The following is a 22172-nucleotide window of genomic DNA, read 5'->3' as shown; positions in this document are numbered from 1 at the left end:
CCGCAGCAAATTTATCTGTATCTATAACGCTTCAAGTTCATCTGAAAGAGATGTCAGTATTTCATTTAGTTCTACTGCATCCGGTACCATGGATATCATCACCATACCAAGAAAATCCGCAAGTTTGTCATTCAACATCATAGCCAGATCCCCTTCTTCCATCTTCTCCAGCAGTCCATCTGTATATTTATCTACGATTTGTACTGCGTCTTTATTCTTTATCACTTCAGAAACTCTGCTGTTTCCGTTTAGTTTGTATGCACTCTCCCCAATGATCCGCAGGGGAATTTCTGCAATGATATCCTCCTTGGCTGAAGATGTAGCTACATAAAGTTTAAACTTTCCAACCGGCAGTATCCAGCTCTTTTTATCAGCATCAAAGTACCGGAATGCATCTTTTGTTATCTGCACAGATATTTCTTGTTCCTCCTGGGGCTCCAGCTCTGCTTTTGCAAATCCAACCAGTTCCTTAACCGGCCGAAGTACATGAGGATTTTCTTCTGACGCGTAAATCTGTACCACTTCACTTCCCTTGCAATGACCTGTATTTTTTACTATAACAGAAATATCAAGCGTGTCTTCCTCCAGAACGCGGAATATCCTTTCCTTTTCCCTGCAGCTTATTTCAAATTTTGTGTAGGATAAACCGTAACCAAAAGGATACTGTACCTCCACTTTACGTTTTTCATAACTGCGGTATCCCACAAAGATCCCTTCCCCATAGTACACATGGTTTCCTTCCCCTGGGAAATTCGGATAGCACGGTGTATCCTCAAGCCTTTTCGGAAATGTCACCGGCAGCTTTCCTCCCGGATACGCTTCGCCAAACAGCATATCTGCAGCTGCTACGCCGCCCATACATCCCGGTATAAAAATACACAATATACTGTCAGCATATTTCTCCCATGTTCTCATGTCCACCGGACCTGCCACGTTCAGAAGGACAACTGTCTTTAGCCCTTTTTCTTTTGCCAGCTTCAACACCCGGGGAAGCCTCTGCCTGTCTTCCTTTTCTATATCCATGTCTGCACGGTCCGCATTCTCCCCCGCCGGTGCCGTAACGGTATAGACCAGTACATCGGCATTATCCATATCCTCATATGAAATCACAACATCCCTGTATTTTTCACATGCTTCAAATACATTACTATGTATACCTGTTATCACTGCAGTAGACCCGGTGCCGCATTCCATAAATTTCTTGCTGCGTTTTCCGTAAAATGTAACCCTACCGCTCTGCTTCAGTGGAAGCCCCCCTCCTTCATTCTTTAACAGAATACTGCCGGCAGCAATGCAGCGGCGCATTTTCTCACAAATTTCCTCCCGCTTATAAATAAACTCTTTCCCAGCCCTGCTGTCTCGTATCCTAAGAATCAGATTCAGAATCCGCTCTACAGATCTGTCCAAGTCTTTTATAGAAAAAGTACCATTTTCCAGCTGCTTTTTTACCTCTGTCATATCCGTCGGACCACAGAGAATCATGTCCATACCCGCCATGATCGCCTCTGCTTTTCTCTCTTTTACCGCTCCCCAGTCACAGACAACTGTACCATCAAATCCCCACTCTTTTCTGAGCCAATCATTTAGAATTTCCCCGTTATAAGATGAAAATTTTCCATTAATAGAATTGTACGCGCTCATGATAGTCAGAACGTTTGCCCTCTGAACCGAATCCTGAAATCCTCTGCCGTAAATTTCCCGCAGCGCACGTTCCGATACATGTGTATCTGCAGTATTGCGGTTTGTTTCCTGGTTATTAGCCAGAAAATGTTTTGCGCAGGCGGCTGTTCCGGCGGACTGTATTCCTTTGATCACCTCGACTGCGGTATCTGCCACCAGTCTTGGGTCTTCGCCGTACATCTCATAACCACGTCCACCAAGGGGATCCCTGATAATATCCACATTCGGCCCCATGCAGATATCCACCCCTGATGCCCGCATTTCCTGTCCTATAGCCTCACCGATGTCTCTTGCTACAGTTTTATCGAAGGCAGCGCCTATATTAATCCCCGAGGGAAAGCACAGAAACTCTTTTCCCCGAGGACGAAAGTGTTTCATATGCTGAATCACATTTAGCATCATTGGTTCTTCTTTATACTGTTTTTCTGCCTCATCGAGGTCTATTTCATTCAATACCGCCAATTCTGTAAATCTGGTAAACAGTTTTTTTGTCTCCTCTACAGCATCTGCACGCTCCGGCGCACTTAAATAGTCGAGTAATATCTGATTTCCATTAACACCGGTTGCCCCATCCAGCAGATACAAAGAAGGAATGTCCATATCCGGAATCGCCAGCGTATGGCACGCAGAATATTCCCCCACAAGATTCAGCTTTTCATCAATGGTCAATTCTCCCAGAACCTTCTTAACGGATGCTTTATCAATTAATTTTGTTCTTGTTTTCATTCTTGTTCTCCTTAATCATTCTATCTTGTTCTAAAATAAAACAACACCCGTATTTTTCATATCACGGATGTTGTTCTTTTAATACGTATATTGTTTTTCTGTTACTGTCTCTGTCTTTGATAACTTTCTATATATTTATTCTGTTTGCGGTATTCTTTTGGTGTCACTCCATATACATCCTGAAACTTCTTTGTAAAATGGCTCTGGCTGGAAAAACAAAAATAATTCGCAATGATGGAAATCGGATAATTTGTATACCGCAGCATATTGGATGCGTGTTCGCAGCGTTCCCGCAAAATATACTGCTGTATTGTCATTCCTTCATTCTGTGAAAAGATTTTGGACAGATATGTCCGATTAATCGATAATTCATCCGCTATGTCATGTACTTTAAAGTTTGTCCGCAGATGATTGGCAATATAATCTTTACATCTTTCCACATGCAGGTTTTTTTTCTGTCGGCTCTTCTGTTTGCGTACTAATTTCGCATAGGTAAGCTCCATGTCAAAAGTTAATTTTTTCATATCTTTCATGTCCTTTGTCTGCTGCAGCTTCTGCAGGAAATAATCAGACAGATCATATGCCTCCTCCGGATTTGCTCCGCCGCGTACCGCTGCACGGCAGCACAGCGTAACACTTGCCACACAAAGATATTCCATCCGTTTCTTTTCCTCCCAGGCAACCTGTCCGACACCTTCCGGCTCCGGCATTTTTGAAAGTTCAAATAACTTCTCCAAATCCCCTCGTTCGATTGCCTCTAAGAATACAGTCTCATATTCAATACTGTTATGGATTCTGTTCCATTCAGACTTATCGAGCAGATACATTTCATATCCTTTTGCATCCTGCAGTATATGATATTCTCCCACCCAATGGATCTCCACCTCCTCTTCTATCATCTGTCTGCCAGTCAGAAAGAAATAAGAGGAAGCTGTCACATTGGCCAGACGCCGCAGGTCTTCCTGTACCGGTCCCCACACGACGGCTGTACCTGCATCATCTGTGAACATTCCATAGAAATGTGTCTCTGTACTGCCGTAAATAAACGGTTTTCCAATTTCCTCAAGTTGTTTCATCCAACGGGCTATCGCCTCATCATCTCTATTCCACTCCACCGCATCCGTATTTTCTTTTGGAATGCAGATATGTTTTACGGTTTCGTCTGACTGTCTTTTATATATACTTACAGGAACCCTGCTCCCAACATAAAGTCTGTTCAGAAAAAATTCTATTCTATCCATACCAATCACCTCATTTCATTCTATCACATTTTGAGGCTTTATTCAGCACAAAAAGCCCTGCCCAAAATTCTTCTGAACCGAGCAGAGCTTTTTTGAATATGATTCTTTTATTGTACTGCAGCCTTTCGCCTTTCTTCCAGTTCTTCACGGATTTTCGGCATCTTCTTATCCAGATCAAACAGTCTGATAAAGAGAATCAGAAATGCATACAGTACTGCAGGTATCCAGCAGTACAGCGCCACAATAGATCCCATTGCTGTTGAAGACTGGACAGCCAATGTCCCGTCGAATCCACAGATTCCCATCAGAAGTCCTACACCGCCGGCAGCAATCCCACCTGACAGTTTCCCGGCAAAGCTGTTGATCGCACTCAGTACACCCTCCACTCGTACACCCTTTTTCCATTCATGGTAATCCATAATATCAAGGAGCAGCAGAACTGTATAGTAAGAGGGCGCCATACTTGCAAGTGACTGGAATAAGCTGCCCAGAACCAGCAGTGGTATATTGGCCCCTGCAATACCTCTGATTACGCTTCCGATGATTCCAATAAAAAATGAATACAGAAACAACTGTTTCAGGGATATCTTACTCAGCAGTTTTGGCATCAGCAACAAAAGGAATGGTGTGATAAGTCCCAGCATATTCACAATACTCAGAAGCTTGATATCACCTACCACATATGCGAAATAATAAGTTCCAACACTGGAAACGGAATTGCTAATCAAGTTTACAAATAAAGTGATTCCACAAAAAATCCATATGTATTTATTCTGCATTGCCGGAACAAAATCCTTAAATCCTATTTTTACTGCAGCACCTGCCGTTGTATCCACCTTTTCTTTTACAAGCAGGAACCGTCCCATACCAATCAGCATCATCGGGATTGCCATGATCAATGTCATTGTCGTCCATCCGCCTTTTGTCGTTCCAAGAGTTCCCATCAGGATTGGGAAAACCATACCAGCCGCCGTGCAGAAGAGCATGACAAGCAGACCGTTTACAGACAATAATTTTGTTCTGTCATCTTCATACTTAAAGGCACGGACAAGATAAACCGCCTCAGAAGCATTGAGCAGTGTTACACATATACAGTTGATGAACGAATAGATTGCAAAAACCCACACTGCCTTACCGAGATTTCCCAAATCCGGACAGCTGAAAAGTAATACTGTTGCTGCCCATACAAACAATATACTGAATTCATACGGTCTTGCCTTTCCCCAGCGTGTCTTTGTTTTGTCAATCAGTACACCTGCAAAGATATCTGTAACACCATCAAAAATCTTACTTGCCATTAACAGCGTACCTACAAGAACCGGTGACATAGCAAGGATATTCGTACAATAAAAGGTAATCTGCATAAGAACAATTACATTGACTGCTATGGAAATTGCTCTCCCGGACCATCCTGCCATCTGAATTGGACGCATTCTATATGGATCCTGTTGATACTTTTTTTCTTTTTTCATTTTTTATTCTCCTTCTCTGTTGACTGCCTCAACCAACTGCTCCAGCATTTCATATGTAAGCCCCGGAGCAAAAGATAACATTGCCCGCAGAGGCATTGCGTTGGACGTGGCTTCCAGTGCCTTTTTATTCATAAATTCATCTTCTATATCTTCATCCTGCTGTTCCTGCATATGAGGAAAGAACTGCCCCATAAGTTTCATGGCTTTTGGACTTTTTTTGAAATCACCCATGGGCGAATTGATGGTAAATCTTTCTTTTTTTAAATATTTAGGCTTTACTTTCACTTCCGCTGTGTGCAGAATCTGCTCTGCTGACGCCCCAATCTGTATCGCATAACTTCCCTCCGGTACATACCAGTCATGCAGTCCTTTATCCCACTGTGCAAATGCTCTCCTGTCAAGCCGGATATGTATCTTTTTCTTTTCCCCGGATTTCAACTCTGTTTTTTCAAATGCACGAAGCTCTCTGACTGGCCGGACTGATACCCCATGTAAAGGTTCCACATATATCTGGACCAGTGCTTTTCCTGTTCTATCACTGATATTTTCTACATCGACAGATACATGCAGTGTTTCACAATCTGTCATTTCCCTGCGGTCAAGCTGCAGGTTAGAATATCGAAATTCAGAATAAGACAATCCATGGCCAAACGCAAACAAAGTCTCCTTTTTCACTGTCCCGTAATATCGGTATCCCACCAGCAGCCCTTCTCTGTAAATAATATCCTCTTTTTCTCTGCCATAATACGGATAGACAGGTGTATCCTCTACTCTCAGTGGAAATGTCTCCGCAAGATGCCCGGAAGGATTGACATCACCAAATAAAAGCCGTACAGCCGCCTCACCGGCAGCTTCACCTGCAAGATAAAGTTCCAGGATTCCCTTTACCTGATTCACCCACGGCATAGTAACAGGCGCCCCGTTATGCAGCACCACAACCATATTAGGATTAACTTTTGCCACTTCACAAATCAGATGGTTCTGATATTCCGGCATATCCATTTTGTTTCTGTCCAGCCCTTCTGATTCGAAGTATTCCGGAAGTCCAGCAAAGATTACCACCTTGTCCGCATACTTTGCCAGCTCTGCCGCTTCTCTAAGCAACCTGTCATTATTTTTACCCTGATCACAGTATCCTTGAGCAAAAGTAATGTTTTCCATATCCGCCACTGCACTTTTTGCTGATGTAACTCTATATGGATGGATATGGGAGCTTCCTCCGCCTTGATATCGAGGTTTATCCGCATATTCCCCAATGAAAAGTATCTTGTCTTCTTTTTTCAAAGGAAGAATCTGCTCCTCATTTTTTAATAATACTGCACTTTCCTCTGCAGCTTTTTGTGCAGCTGCATGCCCCAGTTCAAAATCATATGCCGGCATACATTCCTGCTTTGCTGCCCGCTGCTGAATATCCAGAACTCTTCCAACTGCCCGGTCCAGAATCTCCATCTTTACCTTTCCGTCTTTCACTGCCTCTTCTATGCGCCTCACATTATCCCTGGCTGGTCCCGGCATTTCAAGATCCAGCCCTGCCTGCAGACTTTCTACCGGATCATTACAGGCACCCCAATCGGTCACAACGACTCCATCGAATCCCCATTCACTCCGTAAGATATCTGTCAAATATAAGCTATTTTCGCATGCATAAGTCCCATTTACCCTGTTATAAGAACACATCACTGTCCATGGTTTTCCATCTTTTACTGCCATCTCAAATGCAGGAAGATAGATTTCCCGCATTGTCACTTCATCCACCACAGAATTACTTGTCTGGCGGTAATATTCCTGATTATTTGCCAGAAAATGTTTTGGACTTGCGCCCACTCCCTGGTTCTGTATACCTTTGATGAATCCAACTGCTATCTTTCCTGAAACATAGGGATCCTCCGAATAATACTCAAAACTGCGTCCGCAAAGGGGAGACCGTTTTATATTAATGGACGGTCCTAATACCACACCAACGTTTTCCGCTCTGGCCAGTTTTCCAATCTCTGTACCTACCGCTTCCACCAGATCCGGATCAAAGGAAGATGCAAGTGCACATCCTGCCGGAAAACAAACTGCGGTATTGCTCTCATTCAGTCCCAGATGGTCTGTAGCTTCAGTCTGCTTTCTCAGACCACTCGGCCCATCTGTCATCAGCATGGGCGGTATACCGGATTCTTCATCTCCCCATGTCTGCCAAAAATCTTTGCCCGCACACAATCTGGCCTTTTCTTCTATAGTCATAGACTGTAATCTCTCTTTTATCTCTCTACTGTACATGATCCGCCTCTTTTCTCATCCCCTCACCTTTATGATTTTACCTTCTGTTATACCATTTTCGTTAAAGGTATCTACGCGGATGTAAACCGGCTGACCGGCTACCAGAGCTCCTATTCGGCCTTCCGTGGCACCCATGATTGTTCGGCTGTGATACATTTTATCCGGTGCATATCCCCACAAAAGATTGGCATGTACACCTTCTTCTGCCTCCCAGGTCACCTTTAAATCCATCTCACTCTCCGGTACAAAGCTGACTTCCCGGGCCATTGCAGGCATTGTTCCATTTCCCTTTCCGAATATACGGATTCCTGAAATGCATGGATTGGCACCATATGGAACCTTCATAACCGTCACTTTTATAAAACGGACTCTCTTCGGGATTTCCCACTCCAGGAAATCATGGGGCAGATCAGACCTTGCCTGTGATTTATCTTCAAGCACCTCATAGTCTGACCCGTTTGTTGATCCTTCCATAACCCAACAAGTAACCTGTTTTTCTAAATCCAGCCATCGTTCTTCGTATGGAAGCACCTTTGGCTCTTGTCCTTTTGGAAGTTCACGCAAAATTCCGTCATCTGCAAAATTAATCTGCACGGCTGACACATCATATACTTCTCCCAGATCGATCTCTGCCCATTCTCCCGGAGCAGCCGCTGCTGCCTTCCAAATCGTCTGGATATTTTCATCTGTAACGTTCTGAGCACCGTCACCGGACGATACCCTCACTTTTTTTCCGTAGGAAAGCAACATCCAGTCTGGTTTTGCAAAGGCAGGAGCATCCATGGCAATTGGCCAGTCTCCAAACCGCTGGTCACAAAAAAGTTCACCATCTTCATCAAATCCGGCCTTCCACAATCCAAGTCTTCTCTCAAAATTCTCATTATGGCTGATACGCATGGATGATATATGCCAATACTTTCCTTTTCTGTCCTCTAAGGTTGAGCCATGGCCTGCACCTGTAATAAACCCTCCGGGCTTATAGGAATAAGGATTGTTATTTGCCGGTTTAAATGGACCAAGCGGTGAATCTCCTATATAAGTTCCATCTCCATAAACATTATACTCCGTTCCTGGTATTGCATACTGGAGGTAATATCTTCCTTCATGTTTTGTCATCCAGGCTCCCTCGATATACGGCCGGTTGCTGAAATATCCACGAAGCTGCGCCTTTACTTGTTCCTCCGGAAGCGGCAGTTCTGCCCCCTCTTCTTTTGCCTGATCCTTCATCATGGAAATCATGTTTTCCACCTGTTCCTCGATATCCGCATCTGTATGGGGAGCCACATGTTCTTCCCCAAATCTCTCATACCCGCGCACATCCTCATGACTGCGAATCATTACCTGCTTTTCCGTGACCGGCTGCATGGTTTTGGAATCAAGTTCGACTCCATAGATTGGCTCCATATTGGAACATCCCCAGTAAAAATACACACGCCCATCATCATCAATGAACAGATTTGGATCCCAGAACGGGAATGTGGCCGGAATTCTCTCAAAGGCCTCTGTCCGTGGATCTTTTGTCCGATAGAACGAACCATTCTCCCCATTTCTGGACGCGGAAAAATACATATAATCTCCCATAACACGAACATCAGGTGCATAATCATAAACGGGGATCTCATTTCCTAATCTGTAATAGTTCCAGTCATGCAGATCTTCACTTGTAAAAAATCCAGCTGTCATGGATGGAAACAGATAGTACAATCCCTTAAACGCAATCAGTGTCGGATCTGCTGCCTCACGGTATACTTTATACAGATCATTCTTCCCCGATTGATTCGGACGTCGAAAGAATTGATAGCGATATTCCAGATTCATAGGATTACAATAATGTTTCATTAAATTTCCTCCTTATACTTTCACGTCTTATAACGATTCAATATCTATATTATAATCATCCAAGGAATTCTTTTTTACTACATTTGTTGTTATTTTTTCATGTATATTGTTTTATTAAAACATTATAAAGCTCCCCTGTCTTTCTTAATATCTCATTAGTCTCAGCCCGCTGACAAATCGTATTTGCGGCATTAATTTTTATTTACACGGGAGTTTGACAGTCGAACATGAGAAAAGGTACTCACAGGTCGCAAAAAACCTGCTTTTTTATGTCAAATCTTTTGTCAGAATAGATTAGCAAAGCTCTAAGTCAGGGATTCAAAATCAGAAGCCTGATAAGAAGACCTATGGCCTCCTTGGATAGCGGTCCCAGTCACGATGCAGAACATACTGATAGAAATCCCTGAGTTTTGCAATATAAACATTGACTGTAAGGGGATTAAGATGTCAGCTATCCTTCAGAAATAAGAGTAAGTCACAACAGTACCGGGGACAAGACTACGAAAAGAAAGGATGTCGATTTGCTGTTTCAGATAGTTTGTATTTTGTTCATTCATGGAATGAATCCTCCTGTAAAATATGTTAATTTGTAAGGTCACAAAAAACTTTACAGGCGGAACAGAAATGGACTTGTAAAAAAGCGAAAAAGTCGATATACTCATACACGTGGAAGCCCTACGGAATGGGAAACTGCGTCGTCAAACAAAGACCTCATCTGTGGGGCTATTCCTTTATTTAAGATGAGCCAATTATAAAATAAAAAATCTGCCAGTACAATACCGGCAGAGAAAAATAAGAAAGGGCTCTTCGTGGAGAACTGTGGGTTAAAACATCTCACAGCCCCACTGGTTATGCGGATTGCTCCCTATTTGATTTTCGATTTGGAAGTGGAATCACCAAATTTTACCGCAGTGAGGGCATCAGTTTTGCACTCTTGACATTGCATAAAGAATTAGCTGAAGCCATCTGTGGATATTTCCTTTCGGTAAGAGTTTGGATGCTAATACCATAAGGAACCACAGATGGTTTTCAATATTTATTTTCTAATATCTAAAAATAGGGCATCAAAAACATTTTCTGCGTTTAGCTAATCTTTCATATAACACTTCTGCATGGAAACTTAAAGGATACTACATCCGCCTGGGATAACAATATATCCATATCGCTCCAGTCCGCGACTACAAATCCATACCCCGCTGCATCCTCTAACCGCCACATTGAGCAGTATTCAGGACAACATTCTGTTTCCCGATTATCTGCAAATTTTTACGGAAGCACGATTTTATTACGTGAGCCTTCCGGAATACCTGTCAAAAAGGAAAATACTGCATCCATTTTTCCTTCCCAAAAGTCTGTTTCATGGTCTCCGTCGCTTTCCTGGTAAACGATGGGCACACCTGCCTTCTGCAGTTCCTCTGCAAATCTCTTATCTTGCTCATATACAAGCCTGTCCTGTCTGCCGCAGGTCACATACACTTCCGGCATCAACTCTTTTTTCTCAAAGGCATCCAGATATGTCTTGGTAAGATTGGTATCGCCAGCCAGAAACTCTTCCCGGCTGCCAAATATATTATCCAACAACTCGATGGAGAATCCGGCATCCGGTTGGTTTTCATGTACCTCATAAGTATCAATTGCCGGAGACATCGCCGCAATCCTGCCGAAGGTATCTGCATAACGCATTCCGTTCAGAAGTGTTCCATATCCTCCCATAGACACTCCTGCAAGATAAGTATCCTCCCTCTTATGGGACAGCGGGAGCAGCTTCCTTGTCATTTCCACCACTTCCTTGCCTACAAAAGTAGAATAATTCATATTTCTTTGGGGATGATCCACATAAAAGGAATTATCTCCGTTTACAATCACTACTGCCACACCTTTTAAATCAGACTGTCTCCGCATACTCAGATATGTGTAGATTTCATCACTGTCTCCGCTGTAACCAGGAAGGAAATACAGGGTTCTGTACGGAAACAGTACTTCTGCGCCCCATCCGTCAGTGGGCAGAAATATCTCCAGGGACACGCCCCGTGTTAATGCTGCTGATTTGTACTCCAATTTCATGTGTGCCATAATTTATCTCTCCTTTTATTTTTTCCCAAAATTCAACATAGACTTCAGTATCGGCAGTCCATCTCCCTGCTCCTTTGCCTCAGTATAACATACAGGCCGAATATCCAGTTCATCCCGCCATTTTGTCCACGCATGTGCCGTCACTGCCATGTACTCCTGGTTTCTCTGTTTCTCTATCACACCTGCCGGTATTTCCTCATTGTAGAATAACCGCATTTCTTCACACCCCACCGCGGGGTGTGTCACATAACTGTACTGCCTTCCCTGCTGCAGACCTTCCAGCCACAGCCTTACCCCTTTCAGATAAACTTCATCCTTATCCGTAAAAGGGGGCTGTCCCTGTTTCGCAACAGAATAATAATTTCTCGCACTGATCAGACCTTTTTTCAATGTCCAGTCCTCTATAGCCTCAGCCAGCCCGGTCACCCACAGTTCAGGTCCCATATGGCTGTCCGCATAGGCAGCGGAAAGTCCCAGTTTTGTCAGTCTGTCAAGCTGAGCGTCATATTCCTTTATAATCCCGTCCACATCCGGTTTTCTCCCGGCCAGCTCCCACTGTGTCTGAAAGAAATACCCTCTGTCATCCGTTATCTGTCTATTGTCTGTAAGCGCGCCCCAGCGCACTCCATTCCACTCAGAGTTCAGGGTCAGATGCAGCCCGATATCAATGTGGATATACTTCTTTAGCAGCTCTGCCCCCTCTTCTATATAAGGGGCACAGGCTATACAGGACACATTCCGCACTACATATCCCGTGTCTGCGGCCTCCAGGATTGCCCTGTTGGCCGCCCGGGCGGAGCCGAAATCATCCGTCCTGCTCAAAAGCTGAATACTCAAGTTATCTCCTCCTTATATTTTGTCCATTTCCCGCCGCTGCATATATGTAAAATACTGTTCCGTCTGTACATAATGTACAGGTACCTCTTCGCAGAGCAGTTCTTTTATCCAGTCCGCCGCGTAGCGCATTCCCAGCTCTTCCATATTGTAATGGCCGATATTAAAACATGCTTTCGCCTTACCCAGGGACACTGCATCGTGGATATAAGACAACAATGTCCATTCTATGATCTCTCCGGGAATCACCGCGTCAATACAGTCCTCTTCCTCCATCTGGCGCATGATCTGTGACGAGTAGTCCCGGTAATATCCATCCTCCCGGATCTCATCACCCGGCTGCGGATACAGATGAGCCACAATGGCAATGCGGCGGATCACATCCCCGGGTCTTCCCACAAACCGGATTCCGTTCATTCCCAGCCTGTCCATCAATAATTCTGCCAGTTCCTGCACCGTAACAGGCGGTATCTTGAAGGCGTAATATAGAGGGATCTCTCTCCGGGCTTTCAGCTCATATGCTTCCCAGCCCAGATATTTCACAACTCCTTTGAAAATCAGATCCGGCTGGTGGGCATGGATATGGTCGTGATCCCTCCACACGGTGATCCCATAACGCTCCAGCAAAGCTTTTTTCTCATCATAAACCCGATTTTCAAATTCTCCCTTCCATTCAGGGTAATCCGGGGTCTGATAATAGATCGGCTCATGGGTCACCAGCAGGTTACAGCCAAGCTCCGCCGTCTTCCTGATCACATCCACTGTGGGCACCAGAGCGCTGACCACCCCTGTACACTCATCCGACGGATTTCCCGATTTATACCCGTCACATCCGTCATAATCCGAAATATCAGGGTGGAACTGCAAGATACGGTCAATAACTTCTTCATTTTTCATTTTATATTTATCCTTTCACTGCCCCCACTACTACACCCTTGATGAAATATTTCTGCACAAAGGGATAGATGAGCAAAATGGGCAAAATTCCGATCACCGCCATTGCCATACGGATAGATGTTCCCGGAAGGCTGACAGCGCCGGTCCCCATCAGGCTTCCCGTATTCTGCTTCAAGGCGTTGATATTGTTCATGATTTTCAGCAGCAGGATCTGGATGCTGTACAGCTTGGCGTCATTGATATAATACAGACCGTTGATCCAGTCATTCCAGTAGGCCAGACCTGAAAAGAGGCTGACTGTGGCGATCGTAGGCACGGACAGCGGAAGCATGACCTTCCAGAATATCTTCATCTCCCCTGCCCCGTCAATCTGTGCCGCTTCAATCAGAGAGTCGGGAATGCTGTTGGTGTAATAATTCTTCACAAGAAAGACATTAAATGCCGTCACCAGGTAATTCGGCAGGATCAACGCCCATATGGTATCCTTGATCTGAAATACCCTTGTCCACATAATATAGGAAGGTACAATACCTCCGCTGAACAGCATAGTGAAAAATACGAAAAAGGTTAATATTCCTCTGTACTTAAAAGCCTTTCTCGACATGGGATATGCCAGCATGGCTGTGATCAGGACACTGCCAAGGGTGCCCACAACCGTCACCAGTATGGATACACCGTAGGCCCGTATAATAATCGCCCCCTGCTTTACCATGTAAATGTAAGCGTCAACGCTCAATGCTCCAGGCAAAAGAGAATATCCGTCGCGCAGTAAGGTTTTCTCCTCTGTAAAGGATGCGATCACGATCATCAGGATGGGCACCATAGTGACCACCACCAGAATCCCCAGGATCACAGTGGCTATGACATTAAATTTTTTGGAATCAGACATCTTCTTTCACCTCCCTTAGAACAGTGCATTTTCCGGGTTTATTTTTTTCACAACCGCATTGGCTGCCACCACCAGTACAAATCCAATAACAGACTGGTAGAATCCCGCCGCTGCCGCCATACCTACATTGTTGGACTGCATCAGTCCCCTGTATACATAAGTGTCAATGGTCTGGGTAACTGCATACAGCGCTCCGGAATCCTGCGGCACCTGATAAAACAGACCGAAATCAGAGAAGAATATCCTTCCCACCGCCATCAGGGTCAGAATCGTGATGGTCGGGACCAGCATGGGCAGTGTGATGGAAAATATCTGTTTCAGCTTGGAAGCACCGTCGATAGATGCCGCCTCGTAGATAGATTTGTCAAAGCCTGAGATACTTGCCATGTAAATAATGGACTGATAACCTGCATTTTTCCATAGAAAGACCAGCACCAGTATCAAGGGCCATACATTTGGCTGCATGTACCAGGAAACACTCTCCTTCCCCATGGTGCGCAGAATCGTGTTGTTGATAAAACCTGTATCTGCACTTAAGAAAGCAAATCCGATGATACCTATCACAACCCAGGACAGCAGGTTCGGCAGAAGCAGGCAGGACTGAAATATCTTCACCCGCATCCGCTCACCCAGCTCGCACATCAGGATTGCAATAAAGATAGCTGCCACAGTTCCCAGGACGATAAACACCAGATTATATAAGATTGTGTTCCTAGTCATGATCAGGGCATCGTCTGTTGCAAACAAAAACTTAAAATTCTTCAGGCCACACCAGTCACTGCCAAAGATTCCCTTGGAATACTTGTAGTCCTTGAATGCCAGGAAGATCCCGAACATGGGTATGTAATTGTTGATGATCAGGTATACAACACCCGGCAGAGCGATCAGCATAAAGGGAAGCGTGGTTTTAGAACTTTTTCTCATATTCTTTCCCTCCCCTTAAGCGTCACTGAGCTGCCAGCCATGCATCCAACTGTTTCTGTTTTTCAGCTATGACATTTCCAAGTCCGGCGCTCTCCAGCGCTTTGTTCAGCTTCGGAATCTCTGTTTCCGGTTCCACGTTGCCACAGAACAGTCCAGGCAGATACTGACTCAGAACATTTGCGATTGCCGTATACTCCGTGCTAACAGGTGCTGTGTCAAACACAAATCCCATAACTGGTGAGGAAGCAGCCTCTTTGTTCTGTTCTTCTTCCCATTTCAGGGAATCCAGATTATTGCCTTCCATCTGATACTGAATAAAATAATTTCCCAGTGTACCGCAGCTAAGCTGTGCTGTGTAAGGAACTGTAGAGGCATCCTCCCCCTCCGGATAATTAACAATGTCTTCTTCCTTTACCACATAATCTCTGCCCTCGATTCCAAAAATCAAAAGATTCACAATCTCCTTATCTGAATAAGTCAGATTCAGGAATTTGAGAGCCGCCTCCGGCACTTCACAGTTAGTAGAAACCATGAAGGTCACTCCATTAACTGTTGACGTATCAATATAAGCCTCTTTCAGAATCCTGGCTCCTGTCGGATAACCCCATTGAGTCTGTAAGCTGGCTGCTGTATCTTCTTCCGGATAACTGTAGGAAGCAATAGCACAGAAATAATTTCCTGAGGACAGCAGTTCCAGAGACATACTCGTGGTCGTAGCCGCATCTTTCATGATATAGCCCTTGTTATACCAATCCCTTGCCATCTTGCAGACATCCATGAACTCCTGGCTTTCAAAGAGATTCACAACCTTGGTGTCATCACCCAATAAAACACCCTTTGGTGCGGTATAATCATCGCCAAGGTAATCCACATTTGTACTGTAGAGCCTGTTCAGTCCTGTATCTCCCGGTGCAATTGGGGCCAGCGGTGTGATATCCGGACGGCCTTCCTGGACCTTTTTAAAAACTGCGTCTAAATCCTGCACACTGTTTACCTGGCTCATGTCAATCCCCAGTTCTTCGGCAATATCTTTGCGGTAAGTGATCATAGGCGTGAGTGCCAGCGGTTTATATACAGGTATTCCATAAATCTTACCGTCTGCAGTACATGCATTCATCCACTCTTCACCCACCAGCTCTAGTGCCTCGGGTGCAAATTCCGGCGCCAGCTCTGTGATATCCATAGCCATATCCGCGGCAACACAGTCCGGGAAATTAAACAGACTCTCAAAGAGATCGATCTGCTCGCCCGCCTGCAGGGACAGACTGATCTGATTGTTGTAATCCGCGTAGGCGATAGGCTTTAACTCCACCTCCACGCCAATCTTTTCCCTTGTGATCTTGTTCACAGCTTCCTGTACCTCAGCAAGTCCTTCTTCTGAGGGAACATTGTTAAAGGTCTGGTAGGCAAAAACTACCTTTTCATACTTGTCAGAGTCTGCCTTGGCGCCTTCTTCCTTCTTGCCGGAACCCCCGGAGCCGCCGCAGGCACAAAGACCGGCTGCCATGCTCATGCCCAGAACCACTGCCATGATTTGTTTCATTCTTTTTTTCATTTTTCCTTACCTCCTTTTGATACTCCCATTATAGGTGATATCCATGGCCTGATTCTTGCAAAAACAAGTCTTCCTTTTTCAAAAACAAGCCTCATACGCCTGATTCACGCTTCCTGTATTCATTCGGGGTAAGACCCGTATACTTTCTGAAAAGGGTAGAGAAATAAGAAAAGTTATCCATCCCCACCTCTATAGCCACATCGCTCACCAGCTTATCTGTCTGCGCGAGAAGCCTTTTCGCCTGTCCGATCCGGTATTCGTTCAGATAATCCTTCAGGCTTGTGCCTGTTTTCCTCTTATACATCTTCGCCAGATATTCCGGGGTCAGAAAGAAATGCTCCGCTATCTCATTTCTGCCGATTTCCTCCCCGTAATGCTTATGGATATAATCATTGATCTGCCCGATCATGGTATTGGATTTCCGGATCTCCTCCTCATAGGCAAAGGTACGTTCCAGCAGATATGCCGCCCAGCGCATCAAATCCAGGACAGAGCGCACCGCCTTCTTCTCCATATCCACAGACAACTGGTCCCCCAGAAGCCTGGATGCCTGGATTCCCCTCTCCGTGAGATAGAAATAATCGGCCTGCAATAGCTCCTGTTTCACCTTGATCAGCATTTCCCGGTCCAGATTACCCGGTTCATGCATCAGCGCCGTACATCTTTTCAGATAATTTAATAGTCCGCTTTTGTCCTTTTTGTCCAGGTATTCCTTCAGCTTACCGCCATCCAGTAAAGCATCTCCGGTCCTTTGCTTCTCTGAAATCTGGCTTTCCAGCACCACTTTGCCGTAAATTCCCACATTCCAGGACATTTTCTTCAGGATTCTGTGATATGTCTCAAAGAGCTGGCTGACATCACAGACCCGGCTTACGCAAACCGTCATCACACAATCTATATACTGCCTGACGGAATCCACCAATATCCTGGCACGGTCAAGCATAGTCTCATCCGAATCCACATCGCAGACTGCTGCCAGCAGCAGCTCGTCGTCTTTCTCCTGACAGATGACCCGCTCATTTTCCGGTGTACTGCACAGGATCTCTGAAAACAGATTGTTCAGGACAAATTTCAGAAGCTCTCTGCCGTATTTGGCAGTATCCTTCTCCACATCTGTAAATTTCGCTGCCAGTATCCTGTACTCTGTTCCCAATTCCAGTTTCTGGTCGCCGGATATCAGTTTGCTGTTGTCCCCATACATTTTTAGAGTGAACGGTTCCTTCAGCAGGCGTTCCACAAAGGACAGCTTGATATTCTTATAGTTGTGCTGGAACCAGGCTTCATACTCCCGGGATTTTCTGTTTGCCTCCTTCTTCCTGATGTTCTGAATGCATTTCTGAAGGGCCATCTCCAGCACTTCTGCATCAAAAGGCTTCAGGATATACTCAGCCGCCTGCATTTTCAGTGCATTGGCAGCGTATTCAAAATTCTCATGGCAGGTCAGAAGCAGAAATTCCCCGTCCAGTTCCTGTTCCCTGTACCACTTAAGGAGTTCCAGGCCGCTTCCCTGGGGCATCTCAATGTCACTGATGATAAGTTCTATTTCCTGCCTGTCCAAAATCTGCTTTGCATCCTCTATGTTGTATGCCTTGCAAACCTGCTCCACCATAAGCCTGTCCCAGTCCACTGAACTTTCAATGGCATCCACGATCGTGATATCATCATCAATAATCAACACATTCATTTTCTTCACCCAATTTTGTTCTGTACGGTTTCTTCCTTCATCTCATGCTTCGCTTTTTCCGGAATGAGCAGGAGATTCCGGCATCCGTGAGGCTCCACATTTGACATCTGGAACAGATCCGTCCTCTCATACATCAGATACAATATCTTTCGTATGCTCCACAGACCGATCCTCGTCCCCTCCTCCGGATACTTGTCGTGATATTCCCCCATCTCCTTCAGAACATTTTCCGGATAGCCCTGTCCGTCATCCTCTATCTCCACAGACAGCATGGTTTCATTTTGGAAATGAGCCAGGGACACCCGGATCAGAATGCTCAGTGTTTTTCCCGGAGAGACTGCGTATTTGTACTCATTTTCGATCAAGGTGTGGATCAGAAGCTGGGGAATCCTCCACTCCTCACACTCCTTTGCCATCTCCACGAAATAAAATACACTTCCCGGATACTTCAGCTCCTGCATCTCAAAATAATTTTCCACGTGGCTGATCTCTTCCCGGACAGGAACTGTATGCAGCCCGGAGCGGAACATATACCGGATATTTTTCGACAGAGATTTCACATAGGCATCAATCTCAACATTTTTATTCTGCATACTCAGACTGGAAATCGTAGTCATGGCATTCAGGAAAAAGTGGGGACGCAGGGTCAGCCTGACACATTTTAACTCTGTGTCTTTTAATTCTAACTGTTTCTCGTAGCTCTGGATGCGCAGCCCCACGATCTCATCCATCAGCCGGTTAAATGTCTCTGCCAGACGGATAAACTCCCGGCTCTCATATCCGCCCTGAAACCGCAGCTCGTAACTGCCGTCAGAAATCTCGTCCATCACGCTGGTCAGGTGCTGCATGGGATGCAAAAGCTCTCTCCTGATATAGCGTATGACCAGAAGCGCAAACACGATGCTTCCCAGGATCAGCAAGATAATAATGACCGCACTGTAGCGGATACTGCCCAGCACATCATAGGCCTTCACAAAGGATTCCAGGCACACCTGCCCCTCCACGATCTCCATCTGCCTTTTCACAAACTGCGGCTCCTCCAAATTCTTCCCTTCCTGCGAAAGCAGCTTCGGATCATTTAAGAATCCAACCGATGTCCAGACTGTGCCATCTCCGTCAGTTATGGTAAACGCCTGGTTTCCAAAATCCGTATTGTCCCAGAAATGCCTCAGTCTCTCCATAGACAGAAAGGCTGCCTCAGCCCTGGTTCCGCGCATATAGATTCTGTAAATATAACTCTTTCCTTCGATAGAAGTAAAGTACCACCTGGCCTTTTTCCTGCCCTTTCTGGACATTTCCAGCACAAATTCCCGGATAGCCTCCCCTTCCTGAAAGCTCACCCCATCTCCCTCGGCACTGAGACAGATATCGTACTCCCCTTCTGCGATCACCAGCATCTGAGCGCTGTCATCCCATGCCGTCAGATCTTTGATCTGATTACTGAGAGCCAATGAAGCGTAAAATCTCTCGCTCTCGTCTTTGCTCTCCAGTTTTGCGAGGTTTATATTCTGATATACAATACTGTTGAGCATCTTTTCCATCTTATCCAGCCGGTCTTTGATCTCTTTGCCGTAAACCTGCAGGAAGTTATCAGAGGACTGTATGATCTCCTCTCTGGTCTCGGCATAGGAGAAATAGACAAATACACAAAAAATGAATATCAAAAACAATAACTGGGCCGTGACCAGCGCTATGATTCTGCGGACAATTGATTTTTTCATAGATAATCCTCTCTGCTGTGCAAACAGCCCCCTGTCCGTAAGACAGGGAGCTGTATTTACGTCAGGAACACCTGATCTCGAACGTATGTCTCTTTAAATCTGCATCCAGTACAGCAAAATGTTCCCCCTGTTTTCTGGTAATGCGCAGACCGTGTTCCCCTGTCAGCGCCACTTCTATCTGCCCTTCCAGGGAAAACGCCGGGTGCCGGTTGCGAAACCGCATGAGTGCCAGCAGATCCTTTATCACAGGACGCTTTAATTCCTCTTTTACCTCCTCCGCCGAATAGCAGTGCCTGTTGATATCTCTTCCGTTCTTCGTTGATTCCATGAGCGCAATATCATTTGCGCCTGCCAACATTCCCACATAATACACCTGAGGGATGCCGGGAGCAAAGAACTGGATGGCTCTTGCCAGAAGATAGGCGTTGTCATCTTCTCCCAGCGCTGCATAATAGGTGGTGTTGACCTGATAAATATCCAGATTGTTATAGGCCTCTGTGTTGTATATCTTCTTGACATTTGCCCCCTCGGCAAACATCTTTTCCTTGGTAAATTCTATCTCCTCATCCGGCAGCAGATCCTTAACATCCACGATTCCGATACCATCATGAGTATCCAGTGTGGTGAACTGCTTCATGGGAGACATGAGCAGCCATTCACTCAGATATTTCCCCTTCCCGCTGTACAGGGCATGAAGCGTCAGGACCGGAAGGGCGAAGTCATATATCCAGAATTTCTCTCCGGCAATCTCCATCTGGATCGAGTAATGTTCATGTATCTCCGGCAGGATCTCCACCCCGTAAGGTTTCACCAGGGCTTCTGTCTCACGCAGCAGATTCCAGATATCCGGCTTCACGAAGAAACAGCTGGTGTCCGGCTTCTTCACCGCATAGGCAAAGGCATCCAGCCGGATAATGGACGCACCGTGGCTGCACATGGAAACCAGATTCTCCCGGATAAATTTCTTCGTTGCAGCGCTTTCCACATTTAAGTCAATCTGTTCTTCACAGAACGTACACCACACCTTCTCCCGGCTGCCATCTCCAAATTCCACGTCCGTGTACGGCACACGGGGCTTTCTCTTATAGATTTTGTCCACCTGTTCCGCAGTCGGCTCCCCGTTCTCCCAGAAATCTTTATACCGGATAAACAGATCCCGGTATTCAGACTGGTCTTTCTTCTTCTCAAAATCCCTGAAGAATTCCGAGCTTCTGGAAATGTGGTTGATCATAAAATCAAACATCAGGTAATAACTCTTCCCAATCCGTTCCACATCTGCAAAGGTTCCGAACTCCGGTGAAACCCTATCATATCTCATAGGAGCAAACCCCCGGTCCGCAGAGGACGGGAAAAAGGGAAGGATATGTACTCCGCCCACTGCGTCCTTGATGTCATTTTCCAGGATATTCCCCAGTTCCTTCAGATTACTTCCCAGGCTGTCCGCGTAGGTGATCAGCATGATCTCGTTTTTTAACTGCATTGTATATCTCCTTTCACTACTCTGTATCCTGTCCTCATTATACCACTGTCCGGCATCGAAAATCTTTTGTAAAAGGGGTTGTCTCTTTCAATTTCAAGATATTTCAAGCATCGTTTCTGTCAAATACGCGGTCCGGTGTATAGGTAATGGAGATATCCTTATAATAGAAGCATTTCGCCGGACCGAAGGGCATCTCTATATCTTCCCCCTCCGCCTTTTTGTCCAGCAAAAGGTCAGCGGCTTCACGGAACTGTTCCAGTATCTCAGGAGAAACAGGAATTTTGTGATGCGCCGGCCAGGTCAGGTCATACTGCTCTCCAATGGACAGTAGCCTCTCTATGGTCCTTTTATAAGTCTCCACTGTAGTGGTATATTCCAGGTTCAGCAACACAGAAGCCTGGCAGCAGGTATCTCCTGTAAACAGCCATTTTCTCTCCACATCCAGAATGCTCACAGCTCCTAAGGTATGGCCCGGTGAAGAAACCAGACGGAGTGTCCGCCCGCCGAGCTGAAATTCTTTCTCCCCTGTGTACCAGATAATATTATCCCTCTGTCCTCGAAATTGATAATCGGGATAATGACTCCTGAACTTATCGCAGTGCAGACTAAATACCTCTCTGTCCAGCTCATTGATATAAACCTTCTCAAAGAAGCTATTCCCGCCGATATGATCCAGATGTGCGTGTGTTGCCAGTACATCCACAGGCAGCGATGTCAGTTCAGCCGTTATCTCATCCAGCGGAATCATGCCCAGGCCTGAATCCAGCAGCATGGCCCTCTCGCTCCCCTCCAGGAGATACATATATACACTGGATGTGTCATCAAATTCCTCAATTCTCCAGGTGTGTTCATCCATTTGTACAACTCTGTAATCCATATTTTTTCCTCCCAA

At 45.5% G+C, this 22172-nt stretch carries 15 protein-coding genes; all 15 read right to left on the bottom strand.

Annotated elements, in window-relative coordinates; translation table 11 throughout:
• Positions 1–21 precede the first annotated feature (21 nt).
• On the bottom strand, positions 22–2406 hold the full coding sequence (locus V8Q34_RS11030) for a glycoside hydrolase family 3 N-terminal domain-containing protein (protein ID WP_335835432.1): 2385 nt from the start codon (positions 2404–2406) through the stop codon (positions 22–24).
• Between the two features lie 101 nt (positions 2407–2507).
• On the bottom strand, positions 2508–3647 hold the full coding sequence (locus V8Q34_RS11025; protein ID WP_054352203.1) for an AraC family transcriptional regulator: 1140 nt from the start codon (positions 3645–3647) through the stop codon (positions 2508–2510).
• A 107-nt stretch (positions 3648–3754) separates the two neighbouring features.
• Positions 3755–5119, bottom strand: coding sequence for an MFS transporter (locus V8Q34_RS11020; protein ID WP_103733142.1), 1365 nt, complete (start codon positions 5117–5119; stop codon positions 3755–3757).
• 3 nt (positions 5120–5122) lie between these two features.
• On the bottom strand, positions 5123–7384 hold the full coding sequence (locus V8Q34_RS11015; RefSeq protein ID WP_335835431.1) for a glycoside hydrolase family 3 C-terminal domain-containing protein: 2262 nt from the start codon (positions 7382–7384) through the stop codon (positions 5123–5125).
• 15 nt (positions 7385–7399) lie between these two features.
• The gene (locus V8Q34_RS11010; protein ID WP_118593761.1) at positions 7400–9223 is read right to left on the bottom strand and encodes a family 43 glycosylhydrolase; all 1824 of its coding nucleotides are present in this window, start codon (positions 9221–9223) and stop codon (positions 7400–7402) included.
• Positions 9224–10489: 1266 nt separating this feature from the next.
• Positions 10490–11296 (bottom strand): alpha/beta hydrolase, encoded by an 807-nt coding sequence (locus V8Q34_RS11005; protein WP_335835430.1) that lies wholly within the window; start codon positions 11294–11296, stop codon positions 10490–10492.
• A 15-nt stretch (positions 11297–11311) separates the two neighbouring features.
• A complete protein-coding gene (locus tag V8Q34_RS11000; RefSeq protein ID WP_335835429.1) occupies positions 11312–12133 on the bottom strand; it encodes a ChbG/HpnK family deacetylase in 822 nt (273 codons plus the stop codon).
• 12 nt (positions 12134–12145) lie between these two features.
• Positions 12146–13027, bottom strand: a complete 882-nt coding sequence (locus V8Q34_RS10995) for a Nif3-like dinuclear metal center hexameric protein (RefSeq protein WP_335835428.1) — start codon at positions 13025–13027, stop codon at positions 12146–12148.
• Positions 13028–13034: 7 nt separating this feature from the next.
• Complete coding sequence (locus V8Q34_RS10990; RefSeq protein ID WP_335835427.1) at positions 13035–13916, bottom strand: carbohydrate ABC transporter permease; 882 nt, start codon at positions 13914–13916, stop codon at positions 13035–13037.
• 15 nt (positions 13917–13931) lie between these two features.
• Entirely contained in the window at positions 13932–14840 is a 909-nt protein-coding gene (locus tag V8Q34_RS10985; protein ID WP_103732703.1) for an ABC transporter permease, read from the bottom strand.
• A 22-nt stretch (positions 14841–14862) separates the two neighbouring features.
• Positions 14863–16395 carry an ABC transporter substrate-binding protein gene (locus V8Q34_RS10980; protein WP_103732704.1) on the bottom strand — a complete coding sequence of 511 codons (1533 nt, stop codon included), beginning with the start codon at positions 16393–16395 and terminating at the stop codon, positions 14863–14865.
• Positions 16396–16486: 91 nt separating this feature from the next.
• Complete coding sequence (locus V8Q34_RS10975; protein ID WP_335835426.1) at positions 16487–18079, bottom strand: helix-turn-helix domain-containing protein; 1593 nt, start codon at positions 18077–18079, stop codon at positions 16487–16489.
• Between the two features lie 5 nt (positions 18080–18084).
• Entirely contained in the window at positions 18085–19800 is a 1716-nt protein-coding gene (locus V8Q34_RS10970) for a sensor histidine kinase (RefSeq protein ID WP_033139397.1), read from the bottom strand.
• A gap of 61 nt (positions 19801–19861) precedes the next feature.
• The gene (gtfA, locus tag V8Q34_RS10965) at positions 19862–21280 is read right to left on the bottom strand and encodes a sucrose phosphorylase (RefSeq protein WP_335835425.1); all 1419 of its coding nucleotides are present in this window, start codon (positions 21278–21280) and stop codon (positions 19862–19864) included.
• Positions 21281–21383: 103 nt separating this feature from the next.
• The gene (locus V8Q34_RS10960; RefSeq protein WP_197064066.1) at positions 21384–22157 is read right to left on the bottom strand and encodes an MBL fold metallo-hydrolase; all 774 of its coding nucleotides are present in this window, start codon (positions 22155–22157) and stop codon (positions 21384–21386) included.
• Between the last annotated feature and the right edge of the window lie 15 nt (positions 22158–22172).

The sequence above is a fragment of the Blautia sp. JLR.GB0024 genome (genome assembly GCF_037000545.1).
GTDB lineage: Bacteria > Bacillota > Clostridia > Lachnospirales > Lachnospiraceae > Blautia > Blautia celeris.
The sequence above is the reverse complement of the archived record's forward strand: the minus strand, read 5'-3'. Positions and strand labels throughout refer to the sequence as shown.

Coding starts and splice junctions, on each gene's coding strand:
- V8Q34_RS11005 (WP_335835430.1), bottom strand. CDS start 11,296: ATGGCACACATGAAATTGGAGTACAAATCAGCAGCATTAACACGGGGC.
- V8Q34_RS11015 (WP_335835431.1), bottom strand. CDS start 7,384: ATGTACAGTAGAGAGATAAAAGAGAGATTACAGTCTATGACTATAGAA.
- V8Q34_RS11010 (WP_118593761.1), bottom strand. CDS start 9,223: ATGAAACATTATTGTAATCCTATGAATCTGGAATATCGCTATCAATTC.
- gtfA (WP_335835425.1), bottom strand. CDS start 21,280: ATGCAGTTAAAAAACGAGATCATGCTGATCACCTACGCGGACAGCCTG.
- V8Q34_RS10995 (WP_335835428.1), bottom strand. CDS start 13,027: ATGAAAAATGAAGAAGTTATTGACCGTATCTTGCAGTTCCACCCTGAT.
- V8Q34_RS10980 (WP_103732704.1), bottom strand. CDS start 16,395: ATGAAAAAAAGAATGAAACAAATCATGGCAGTGGTTCTGGGCATGAGC.
- V8Q34_RS10970 (WP_033139397.1), bottom strand. CDS start 19,800: ATGAAAAAATCAATTGTCCGCAGAATCATAGCGCTGGTCACGGCCCAG.
- V8Q34_RS10985 (WP_103732703.1), bottom strand. CDS start 14,840: ATGAGAAAAAGTTCTAAAACCACGCTTCCCTTTATGCTGATCGCTCTG.
- V8Q34_RS11030 (WP_335835432.1), bottom strand. CDS start 2,406: ATGAAAACAAGAACAAAATTAATTGATAAAGCATCCGTTAAGAAGGTT.
- V8Q34_RS10960 (WP_197064066.1), bottom strand. CDS start 22,157: ATGGATTACAGAGTTGTACAAATGGATGAACACACCTGGAGAATTGAG.
- V8Q34_RS11025 (WP_054352203.1), bottom strand. CDS start 3,647: ATGGATAGAATAGAATTTTTTCTGAACAGACTTTATGTTGGGAGCAGG.
- V8Q34_RS10990 (WP_335835427.1), bottom strand. CDS start 13,916: ATGTCTGATTCCAAAAAATTTAATGTCATAGCCACTGTGATCCTGGGG.
- V8Q34_RS11020 (WP_103733142.1), bottom strand. CDS start 5,119: ATGAAAAAAGAAAAAAAGTATCAACAGGATCCATATAGAATGCGTCCA.
- V8Q34_RS10975 (WP_335835426.1), bottom strand. CDS start 18,079: ATGAATGTGTTGATTATTGATGATGATATCACGATCGTGGATGCCATT.